Annotated in this window: 11 protein-coding genes; 2 read left to right on the top strand and 9 right to left on the bottom strand. The window is 62.6% G+C overall.

Annotation, left to right across the window (positions count from 1 at the left end; genetic code table 11):
• Positions 1 to 943: replication initiator protein A (locus ACIQUH_RS14515; protein WP_400816196.1), on the bottom strand; the 943-nt coding region annotated here is incomplete at its 3' end.
• Positions 944 to 1,216: a helix-turn-helix transcriptional regulator gene (locus tag ACIQUH_RS14510; RefSeq protein WP_400816194.1), complete on the bottom strand. Its 273-nt coding sequence runs from the start codon at positions 1,214 to 1,216 to the stop codon at positions 944 to 946.
• Between the two features lie 477 nt (positions 1,217 to 1,693).
• Here ACIQUH_RS14510 and ACIQUH_RS14505 point away from each other — a divergent pair, with 477 nt between their 5' ends.
• A complete protein-coding gene (locus ACIQUH_RS14505) occupies positions 1,694 to 2,008 on the top strand; it encodes a DNA -binding domain-containing protein (RefSeq protein WP_400816192.1) in 315 nt (104 codons plus the stop codon).
• Here the strand turns inward: ACIQUH_RS14505 and ACIQUH_RS14500 are convergent.
• From ACIQUH_RS14500 to ACIQUH_RS14485, 4 genes are all read right to left on the bottom strand, one after another.
• On the bottom strand, positions 1,994 to 2,515 hold the full coding sequence (locus tag ACIQUH_RS14500) for a DUF2285 domain-containing protein (protein ID WP_400816215.1): 522 nt from the start codon (positions 2,513 to 2,515) through the stop codon (positions 1,994 to 1,996). The two genes, ACIQUH_RS14505 and ACIQUH_RS14500, sit on opposite strands and share 15 nt — an antisense overlap.
• A 58-nt stretch (positions 2,516 to 2,573) precedes the next feature.
• Positions 2,574 to 2,777, bottom strand: a complete 204-nt coding sequence (locus ACIQUH_RS14495) for a transcriptional regulator domain-containing protein (protein ID WP_400816190.1) — start codon at positions 2,775 to 2,777, stop codon at positions 2,574 to 2,576.
• Positions 2,778 to 3,066: 289 nt separating this feature from the next.
• Positions 3,067 to 3,909, bottom strand: coding sequence for a DUF932 domain-containing protein (locus ACIQUH_RS14490; protein WP_400816188.1), 843 nt, complete (start codon positions 3,907 to 3,909; stop codon positions 3,067 to 3,069).
• A gap of 357 nt (positions 3,910 to 4,266) precedes the next feature.
• Positions 4,267 to 4,584, bottom strand: a complete 318-nt coding sequence (locus ACIQUH_RS14485; protein WP_400816186.1) for a DUF736 domain-containing protein — start codon at positions 4,582 to 4,584, stop codon at positions 4,267 to 4,269.
• A gap of 948 nt (positions 4,585 to 5,532) precedes the next feature.
• Here ACIQUH_RS14485 and ACIQUH_RS14480 point away from each other — a divergent pair.
• The gene (locus ACIQUH_RS14480; RefSeq protein WP_400816184.1) at positions 5,533 to 5,985 is read left to right on the top strand and encodes a GNAT family N-acetyltransferase; all 453 of its coding nucleotides are present in this window, start codon (positions 5,533 to 5,535) and stop codon (positions 5,983 to 5,985) included.
• A gap of 204 nt (positions 5,986 to 6,189) precedes the next feature.
• On the opposite strand, the gene ACIQUH_RS14475 is transcribed toward ACIQUH_RS14480, so the two are convergent.
• From ACIQUH_RS14475 to ACIQUH_RS14465, 3 genes are all read right to left on the bottom strand, one after another.
• Positions 6,190 to 8,265 (bottom strand): ParB/RepB/Spo0J family partition protein, encoded by a 2,076-nt coding sequence (locus ACIQUH_RS14475; RefSeq protein WP_400816182.1) that lies wholly within the window; start codon positions 8,263 to 8,265, stop codon positions 6,190 to 6,192.
• A 397-nt stretch (positions 8,266 to 8,662) separates the two neighbouring features.
• Entirely contained in the window at positions 8,663 to 9,484 is an 822-nt protein-coding gene (locus tag ACIQUH_RS14470; RefSeq protein WP_400816180.1) for a hypothetical protein, read from the bottom strand.
• A 77-nt stretch (positions 9,485 to 9,561) separates the two neighbouring features.
• Positions 9,562 to 10,365: a hypothetical protein gene (locus ACIQUH_RS14465; protein WP_400816178.1), complete on the bottom strand. Its 804-nt coding sequence runs from the start codon at positions 10,363 to 10,365 to the stop codon at positions 9,562 to 9,564.
• Positions 10,366 to 10,490: the final 125 nt, after the last annotated feature.

Below are 10,490 nucleotides of genomic sequence, written 5' to 3'. Positions count from 1 at the left end.
CCCGAAGTCCCGATAGTGCTGCGCCCGAAGTCCCGATACCCTTTGCGCCCGAAGTCACGAGTGTTTCCACACCCTTTTCAACAGGCACTGTGGACATGCTGGCGGGCCGGATTTGCAGCAGCTCGCGGCGGCCTTCGCGGTAGATTTCGAGGCGGTAGCCGAGCAGCGATTGCTTGGCGGCGATGCGGCGCAGGTCGAGCGCGAAATCCGAAATCCGCGCCATGGAGCCGGATTTCTGGTGAAGGTGCGCGACCTCGAACAGCCAGCCGTGCGGCTGATGTCCGGCGTGTTTGCGGGCGACGCGGTAGAGCCAGCGTTCGATGCCGCCGGTCAGCCGGAAGTAGTCCGGGTCGATCGCCAGCACGAGCGAGCGGTCGGTGACGCCGCGATAGAACCAGTCTGGCAGGACGAATTCCATGCCCTCGACACGGCCGTCGCGGGTGGTCAGCTCCTCCCATTCGTTGATCCAGGAAAATTGATGCCGCCGCCATTGCTCGCCCTGCCGGATCGTCGTGCGGATCGACGTCGCTTGCAGGCGAATGAGCGCGTTCTTCAGCAGGCGATATTCCCGCGCGCCGGTTGCGCGGTCGATCGCCATGAGGAGCTGATAGGGCGTGAAACGGAAGAAGCGCGACGTGCGCAGGCCGTTGTTCTCAGCCGCGACGATCTGCGAGGCCGCCCAGATCAACACGTCGGCGTCCCAGATAGTCGCCATGCCGCAATCGGCGCCGGCGAACACCTCGACGCGGACGCCGGCGGATTCGTAGAGGATCGGCGCCGTGCGCTTGGCCTTGGCGAGTGAGAAGAACGGGCGTTCCATGAGGTCGCGCTGGTCGCGGGGCGCGGCGTCGCCGGTCGCGACCACGAAGGGGTCGAGCCGGCTGCGTTCGCTGGAATCGCGGCCGTGCGCGTCGGCGGGGCTATGATTGTCGTCGCGCAGCATTCAGCACTCACCCCGCTCTTGCGGCGTCAGCGGGCGGGCCGGAAAGACCGTGCCGGCCGTCTTGTCGCTGGTGGATTTGCGAGTGCCGATTTCGGTCCAGGCTTCGAGATCGCGCACGGTGTAGAGGACGCGGCCCCCGACCTTGCGATAGGTCGGGCCGGTGCCGTAGGTGCGATGCTTCTCAAGGGTGCGGATGGAGATGCCGAGGAAGCGCGCGGCCTCCTGTGTGCGCAGCAGGCGCGGCGGCATGTCCGCATTCGGGCGGATGGCCATAGGATCACCTCTGGATCATGGGTTGATGCGCGCTGCCGTCGTGGCGGCGGGCTATGGCGAACCATGGCGAGGGATCGGCGGCCGGTAGCGTGCCGCATTTGCGCCTATGCGGGGGCGGCACCCCGAGAGGAGATGCAGTGATCCTAATAAGGTGAGCTATTTCAGCGGGTCATTGCCGACCGGGTGAATTCGGCGAAGACATTCCGGCGTCGTTCGGCTATGACTGCGAGCGGAGCAGTAACGCACTGCTTCGGGGCGTCGAAACCCCTCACGAACGGTTGGTGCTGGCCGTTACAGCACCACACTCCTTGACCTTATGGTCGGGGAGCCTGTGGCGTATGCAACAGGTTCACCCGAACTAAAGGCCACGGGGCCGTTTCGTGACGGTTTCGAACTCCCCGATCACCAAGAGTCAGAGAGGATGTTTGCGGGGGCGCACCGCAGACGAAACCTTCTCTACGATGGGGAGTATCGCCGATGCCCAATCCGGTCGAGCTCGATCCCGAGGTGGACGACGTAGCGCCGAGCGGCAACATCGTCACCGCCTATGACGAGCAGCATTATGTCACCTATTTGCGCCTGCTGGATGCGAACCGCGACGGTGCGGACTGGCGAGAAGTGGCGCGGATCGTCCTGCATCGTGATCCCATCGCCGAGGAAGCGCGCAGCCGGTATTGCTGGGAAACTCATCTGGCCCGTGCCCAATGGCTGTCGAAAGCAGGCTATCGGCGTATTCTGGAACAGGCCGTCGCGAGCGCGGCGCAGGGTCGCGGAACGTCATCCCTGCGGTGATTTGAGCGGATAGCGAAGCAGAAGCCGATAGCCTCCCCGCATCATTTTGATGCCATGGGCGACAAGCCGGCGAGCCTTGTTCTTTTGCGGCCCGATCTCCCAATCCTCTTTCGTCCCTTCGAATCCGAGCAGCACTTCGGCGATGGCGCGATAGCTCTCGCCGCGCAACCGCGCGTCGAGCGCGCGCAGGGACAGGATATGCCACTGTCGAAGCTGGGCCGGCAACACACGGAAGTCGGAGCCAGGCGGGCGGCCGTTGATTGCGCGCCAGAGGCGGCGAGCGGCATGGGCGCGCAGCTCCAGAAAGGAATCCATCGGCAGGGACGCGGCGTAGAAGGCGGCAGCGTCGGGAACGGCTTGCGGAAGCCAGAACTGGTGCGCAACGCCATCGACCTGCCAGATGCCGTGCCAGCCATCGGGTGCCTGACGCAAATCGAGGCCATCGAGGTGCGCCAGCGTCACGATTGGCTCCGTTTCGCCATGCCGATGCTGCACCGGAGAGAGCAGCACGGCCTGCGGCTGAAGGTTCGGTATCCAGAATAGGGACTGCCGATCAGACGGAGTTTCAGGATCGGTCGGAAAATCGCAACCCCCAGCGCTGCACGAAGGCTTCCAGGCGCTCCGGGTCTGGCTCGCTCAATCCAGCGATTGCCTGAAACTCGCGACGGTAATCGTCGTGGCGGCGAAGATATTCCCAAGCGAAACCGGCAGCGGGGATGCCCTTGGCATATTGATATGCCGCCGGTGAACGCCAGTCGATGCTCAGCATGGCGCACCTCTCTATACCGAACACGAAGAACGATGCTCGGATAGAGAGCGTCTGATATAAGTTGAGATGGCTGTAGTTACTCAATTCAGATAAATGGATCGCGTAACTCGATCAGCAAATTGGTTATTTTCTTCTTAACAGTGCTTTGTGATTCTGCGAGCCGGGCGCAGCCCGGCGAGCGCGGCCATATCCCTGCGTATGGCCGCACCGCCGATCCGCACCGCCGGATCGGCGCAAAATTTTCGTCGGTAAGGAGAGAGCCGCCGAGGCGGCCCTCTCGTGTTGGAGGTCAAAACCCCTTCAGCTTCTGCATTCCCTCCGCAAGTGTCCAAAGCGCGCGGTTAAGCGTCACGTTCTGGTCGATGCCGTTGATGGGGCGTGTCTGACTCCGGCGGATGCGGCCTTCGGCATTCTGCTTGCGGCCTTGCAGCCCGCCCTTGGTCAAATGCTCCTGAATGACGTTGAACGTGCTCCAGAGGCTCCCGCCCATATCCTCGCGGCGGCGCGGTTCGATGATCTGTTCAGGGCGTAGTGGGCTTTCGTCCTCGCCGTAACGGGCGACAAGGCTCGCCTCGGCTAGCACGCGGCGTTCCTCTGCGGAAACACGGATTTCCTTCATCGTCTCGCTCGCGTCGATCAGGCGCGGGAAGTCCTCCGCGACGGTGAACACGCCCTCGATAATGTCATGCTGGATATTGCCCTTGTGGGGGACGCGGATTTCCTCGAACCGCTCGCCCGCAATCATGCTGTTGGTGCAGACGAAACGGAGCATCCCGGCGAACATCTGATAGGCGCTGGTGCCGTCATGGCTGTTGACGATGATGACTTCGGCCGCCTCCGGCTTGCCGATGCCGCCATCCCGGCGCAGGCGCAGCATATGCTTCGCGTGGCCGTGGCGCGAACCGTCGCGCGGAACCGACTGGACGGCGAAGAACGGGAACCATCCTTCCCGGCGCAACCCCTCCACGATGTCGATGGTGGGGACATAGACGTAACGCTCGGAACGGCTGTTATGGGCTTCGCTGGCGAAGATCGACGGGACATGCCGATAAAGCGCCTCGTTATCCAGCGGCTCGCGCCCGCTGATCTGGTGGGAGTTGCGGCCGAACCGGGTGGCGAGCTGATGATACATGGTCTTTCCTTTCGTGGGCTTGGGTTGGAGCGCAGCGCTGCGCTGCAACCCTGCCCGTCGGCGAGACCGGGGGGTGCAAGGTGCAAGGGCGACCGGGACGGAGGGGGATCTCCCGGCCTGCACGGAACGGCGGAACGACGTGGAGGAAGGCCGGGGAAGCCGTCCCGGTCGAGCGCCAGCGATCCCTTGCACCGCGCCGGGGGGAGACCCCCAAGCAAGCCGCCCGGCCAGAGTGGAGCGGAAACCGGGCACGAGATCCGATCGGGAGTCCCGTTCTCCCGATTCCTTGTTCCTAGACGGTGGCGGACATGAGCATGAAGAAGCCCCGCCGCGGCGGGGCTTCTTGAGGGGGCGGTCTCAGTCGCCGTTGCGGCGGGACCAGATGAGGTTGTGACCGCTGCCGTCCTCGGCTTCGACCAGGCTGGCGTAGATGGGGGCCGGGAAGCTCGGATCATCCAGCTTGACCGAGAGATATTCGCGGCCGGTTTCGCGGGTGGTCTTCTTCCAGGCAGCGCCGAACTCGGTCGCGCCAGCGAAGATGCGGAAGTCGGGGCCGCGCTCGCTTTCGCCCTCGGCGGGGACGAACTTGGCCTTGACGTTGAGGGTCAGGGTCTTGACTGCGCCGGTGAAGCCCGCGCCGTTTTCGTTCTTGGTGAAGGTGCCGATGGTCGCCATTGTCGTATTCCTTTTCCTGTCGGGCCGCTCCATTGCGACCTCGATGGGGGTCGTGAGACCGGGGACGCTCGACCCTGCACCCGTAGGGCTGGAACGAAGTGGAAGGCGGCCGGCGACGGCTTTTTTGCTTCGCGATGCAAAGCGCGCTCGCGCGCGGCGGAAAAAAGTTGACGGCGGATGTTGCGGGAGACGAGCGAGGCGAAGCCGGTCTTCGGTCAGACCCAGGCCATTCGAGATCGCGGATGGAGCGCTCGTCTCAGGAGATCGGGGGAATACGGCAATGGCGGCCGCCCCTCGCACCTCACGGCTCGAGAACGGAACGGTGCTGGCCCCGCTGGCCGATGCACACCACCCTGATCCTCGCCGCTTTGGCCAATTCTCGGCGTTGGACGAAGCGAATGCACATGCGGCCCCGTGCCCGCACCCTCGCGGCATGATCCGCGCACGACGCTGCCGAATGTCCGCCGCACACCGTCGCATCAATGGCCGGGGCTCGAATGCGTGTTCCGCGCCTCCCGGCATTCTATGCCATCTGACAGCGTGCGAGTGTAGCGGCCTGATCTTAGCTGACGTCGGTATAATGTCGATTAAGACCGGCCTCTCGGACGCTGCGCGCCACGGGCAGGCTGGCGAAATGGCCGCCGCTGCCCTTTTTTCCGTAGGGCTACAGCCGAATGCCGGAAGCGCGCCGCTGGCGTGCTTTCGGCAAAGTTGAAAGCCGCCCCTAAAGGCAGCGCCATGGAAGACGCCTCCACCGTAGATTGAAGAGATACAGAGAGAAGAGCGCTGTCAGCAGTCGGCCCAAAATCATTGTTACAATTTGTAGAATGAATGCCTTTTCTTGTAGTTTTCTTCGCAGTTAATGCATAAATGCTCTTCTGGAGCTAGGTGAACGAAATTTACCGGTCCACACCCTACGGCCTCACAAAATCTGCACAGGAGCCCATCATGACCGTTGTTGTCGTTCGCCCTCTACACAAGGATGATGAAGGTGAATGGCGGCGCCTATGGACTGCCTATCTGGCCTTCTACGAAACGGTGATGCCGGAAGAGATTTATACTACCACGTTCGCCCGGCTGACGGGCGACGCGACAGAGGGCGAATATCGAGGTCTCCTCGCTACGCTCGACGGCAAGCCCATCGGCCTTGCGCACTACCTTTTCCATCGGTCGTGCTGGACGGTTCGCAACGTCTGCTATCTCCAGGACCTTTATGCCGATCCCGAGGTGCGCGGCACCGGCGTGGGCCGGGCGCTCATCGAGGGCGTTTACGCCAAGGCGCACGAGGTTGGAGCGCCCGAGGTGTATTGGATGACTCAGGAGTTCAACACTACTGCGCGCAAGCTTTATGACCACATCGCCGACAAGACGCCGTTCATCATCTACCAGAAGAATTTCTAAGGGGAGCCTTGCAACAAGATGCCGCCCGACTGCGCTGCGAACTTCGTTTCGTCTTGCGTATGTGTCACACCTCATGCGTGGCCCCTTATGACGACTATGAGCGGGTTAGGATAATCGAGGTATATCGGCCGCGCGGAGAAGCCGCGCGGCCGCGATTTTTTAGGCGAGAGAGCCGGGACCGCTCGCGCGGCCCCGGCTCTCCGATTATTCCGCTGCGATAGCGAATTGATCCTCACTGACTTCGGGTAGGCGCTCATTCCCTACCGCCTGTGGCTGCTGGTCGAGCCATGCGGGGTGCGCGGTGCGCAGCATGGGCGGAAGCCACCCGGTCCCGGCCAGAAGCTGTTCGGCGGCTTCGGCCATCTCCACCTTCTTCTTGTCCGCGATCTGCTCCGCTGCCTCGTCGCCAAGGGCATCGCGCACGGCGGCGAGGATATGGGCCTTAGTGACACGCCCGAAATAGCTGCGCACGGTCGCGGTCCAGTGCGCCGTCATGTCGAGCGTCACCGCCGTCGCCAGCTTGTCCGCCGTCTCATGGGCGCGGCGCTTGCCGCTCTCCCATGGCAACTTCACGGCATTGACGGTCAACGAGGCGCAATGCGCGAGCAAGGCCATCAGGCTCGCATGGTCCAGACCGGCAACGAAGCCCCAGAGGTCTGCCAAGTCGCGCGGCATGTCCGCCGCCCATCCGGCATGGCGATCCGCCAGCATCTTCGCCGCCGCCGTGTCCTCGATGCCGTCCGCGTGGGCGGCGAGGAAATTGCTGGTCGGGCTGATTTCGAGGCAATGGGCCGTGCTGCCGCCCCGATAGTAGGTCTGCGCGGCCAGCGTATGGACGACGGCGATCAACGCCATGTCCGGCTGCTCGCCAAGAGCGAGGCGCAGGCCAAGGGTGCGATGCGCGGTCAGGTCGCGGATGAGCGAGTCCGGCAGTGGCTTGCCCGCATCCCCGGCTTCTTCTTCCGGCTCCTGCTCGGTTTCGGGGAGGTCGTCGCCGTCCTCTCCGCTGTCGAGGATTTCGCCGTCCCCGTTGACGCGCACCCCGTCGATGACGGTTTCGCCGCCCTCGGCGTCCTCCGGTTCCGGCTCCGGGGCCTCGTCCTCGGCACGGATGAAACCGCGCTCGATCCGAACATCGCCAGCATGGCCGACGACGACGAACACGCCGCCGCGCGCAATGTCATCGGGATCGAAGGCATGGCACTTGGCGTCCAGCCGGTCGATCTCGGCTTCAAGCTCCGCAAGGCGCGTATCCACCTCGGGCGGGAGGTCGGTGTCGGCGTCCTCCCATTCCGCGTTCAGGCGCTCAAGCTCGTCCTGCGCCGCGTCGTAAGCCGTGGCGTCTTCCTCGGAAAGCTCCACCGAATGCCGATAGACACGGCGCATCCCGTGGGCGTGGGGGAAGTCGAGATAGGCGGCGGTCCACTTCCATCCCTCGGCCTGCTGCACCTCGGCGGCGATCCCTTCCAGCTTCTCGACGGCTAGCCGGTCCAGCAACGCAGGGTCTTCAAAGAAACCACCCCGATCCTCGGTGAACAGGTCGCGGATGATGTTGCCGCCTGCTTCGGTATAGGCTTGCGCGCCAACGAAGACGGCGCAGCGATCCGTCGCGGCTACGTTCATCTTGGTCAGGTCGCGCCGGATGATGGACGGATCGCGGTTGTAGGACAGGTTCTCATAGACGTGTTCCTGCCGCGCGTGATCGTCGGTGATGGCGAAGGCCATCAACTGATCCAAGGTCAGATCGCCATCGCGATAGAGCTGCAACAGCTTGGGGCTGACAGCGCCGAGACGCATCCGCTGCTTCACGACATGGGCGGTCACGCCGAACCGGGCGGCGATTTCCTCCGCGCCCCATCCCCGATCCTCGGAAAGCTCGCGGAAGCGCTCGAACTGGTCGGCGGGGTGGAGGTCTTCGCGCGTGACGTTCTCGTCAAGGCTGATCTCGGCGGCATCGTTCGCCGTGTCGATGACGCAGCGGATGGGTTCGGTCTTCTTGATCTGCTTGCGCTTCACGCGCAGCATCTGCGCCAGCCTGCGGCCTTCCCCGATGCTGACGAGATAGAAGCCGGTCGGCTCGCCCTCGGCGTTCGTTTCAGGCTCCACCACCAGATTTTGCAGGATGCCCTTGGCAGCGATGCTCGCCGCCTTCGCCTCGATAGACGCCTCGCTGTGCGGGGTCTTGCGGGCATTCTTCGGATGCTTCTTGAGCTTGTTGAGCGGGATGAAAACGGTCGTGCCGTGTTCGGCGGTCGGGGCGATGTTGGCGGTCGTGGTCATGGTCTTTGCTCCTATGGGCTTGGGTTGAAGCGCAGCGCTGCGCTGCAACCCTGCCCGTCGGCGAGACCGGGGGGTGCAAGGTGCAAGGGCGACCGGGATGGAGGGGTATCACCCGGCCTGCACGAGCGGATCGAAGCTCGTAACGAGAGTGAGAAACACGCATCCGCGCGGAAGGCTGGGGAGACCGTCCCGGTCGAGCGCAGCGATCCCTTGCGCCGCGCCAGGGGGCAGAGCCCCCAAGCAATCGGCCCGGCCAGAGCGGAGCAGCGGCCGGGCGCAAGGACTGGATCAGGAGATGAAGGCCGATGGGCCTGGCCTCCGTGAATCCTGATCGCCTTTAGGTTTCACGCAAAGGGAAGCGGCCTCCATCCGTTACGGCAAAGCCCCGTCCGGACTCTCACTCTTGCGGGCTATCGGCATTCCCGAACAATACCTTGCTCTGCTCCGCGACAAGCTTCTGAAACTCGGCGTAACAGGCTGACAGGCGGACGCATTGGATTTTAAGTTCCTGGACAACCGCGTCCAGTTTAAGCGGCGGCGAGCCGCCGATTCCGTAGGAGGGCGTTTTTTCGCCCTTTGCCCAAAGGCGCTTGATTGATTGGGATAGCCCAAGTTCGACCCGTGGCGTGAACCTGTGGGTGTACTTACTCCGGAAATCATCCGTGGCGGACTTGAAGTCGCCCATGTCGACGGTGTTGAGCGCCCGGTTCAATTTCTTCCAGGAGCGCCAAGGCTTTGCGGCCTTGACCGCCACCTCTTCCTTGATGCCCCAATCCTCCGGCAGAGCGGCAAGATCGTCCGCCCACTCGCTTCCTCGGGAAACCCTGTTCGCCTGATGGGACAGATGCGCGACCGCAAAGAAGAACCGGGCCTTGAGCGTGTATGGGCTGAGCAGCGCCGTTGAAGCCAGATCCTGCACGAACTCATGCAGCAATTGGTTCGTCTGCTGGACATCAAGCGCTTCGATGACGCTGCCCCATGCTTCCAGACGCATGGTGAGGCCGATCAGGTGATTGATCCCGTTTGCGAGGTCGCGTGCGGCATCATCCGCGAGATCGCGATAGGCCATTTGCTGAAGGCCGAACTCGCTATCCAGCCGGACTGTCTGGGGCGGTTTGAACCAGCCATAGGGCATGAAGGGCGTAAATGCCTCGGCTTCCCTGCAAGCCTTGCGGTACTCGACATATTTCGAGGCGAGAAAATCGTCTTCCTGTTCCATCGTAATTTTACGCCTGCGTCCCCGCAGAAGGGGGCGGTCGAGACTTCGACTCGGCCGCGGGGGACGGATTTCTCCCTTCACTCGACTCCGTGTTCATGCCTGTCCTCGATGGGAATAGGGATGAGGTCCAACGGTCCCCAACCGCGCAAACGCAATTGCTTGAAGTCTTGGCTGGAGAGATCGACCGCGATTTCCGTCGTGAACGGACCGACATAGGTATTGGCGTCGAAATCTCTGAAATTGATGCCCGCGGCGTTCATTGCCTTGAACACCCTGCAAATGGCCGAGACACAAATCGGCACGAGATCGAGATAGGTTTGGTCGTCAGGGTATCGGTGCTGGGAACGAAATTTACGGATCGCTGACAGCCCGAGCTGCGAGTCGATCAACGAAAATCGTGCGGTGGCCGTCGCGCCCCTCACAAAGGTATCGAGATATGGCGATGCGCGTGAAGGATCGAGCCGCGCGTCCAGGTCGTCCAATCGTAAATGGTGGGACATTCGGATCGGAGCACCGTGCAGCATGGGGTGGCTTGCGAGCAAAAAGGATGCGCCGAGCCAGCGTTCCACTCCACCTCTATCGAGGTGCAGGCGTCGCTGAAGGCTTCGAAACAGCGGGTGGTCACGGTGATGGATCGCGTTTCGCACTGCGATCACAAGGGCCGTGTCCCCATGGTCGAAATACGGAAAGAGATGCTTCGATACATCATAGAGTGTATGAAAGCTCTCAAGCATCATTTCAAAAGAGCGATCGATATTGTCAATCGCTTCTTCGGGGTCGATCTTGAACAGATCGCCGAAGCGCATATGCGCTTCGGCGTAAATTCTCATAGTATTTGCGAGTCTGCTGATCGCACTCTCGATGATTTGACTGCTATCCAAGGGCTTGTCCTCGCGCGGCGCGCTGTTCGTCAGGTGTCTGGCCGATCATTGGGGATCTTGAAAATATCGCGCGCCGAAGCTCGATCTCCGATCTGGCTGTGCGGGTGAGGGCCTTTTTTCACGAG

The sequence above is a fragment of the Agrobacterium sp. NPDC090283 genome (assembly GCF_044769685.1).
Lineage (GTDB): Bacteria > Pseudomonadota > Alphaproteobacteria > Rhizobiales > Rhizobiaceae > Agrobacterium.
This window is presented reverse-complemented; position numbering and strand designations above follow the sequence as displayed.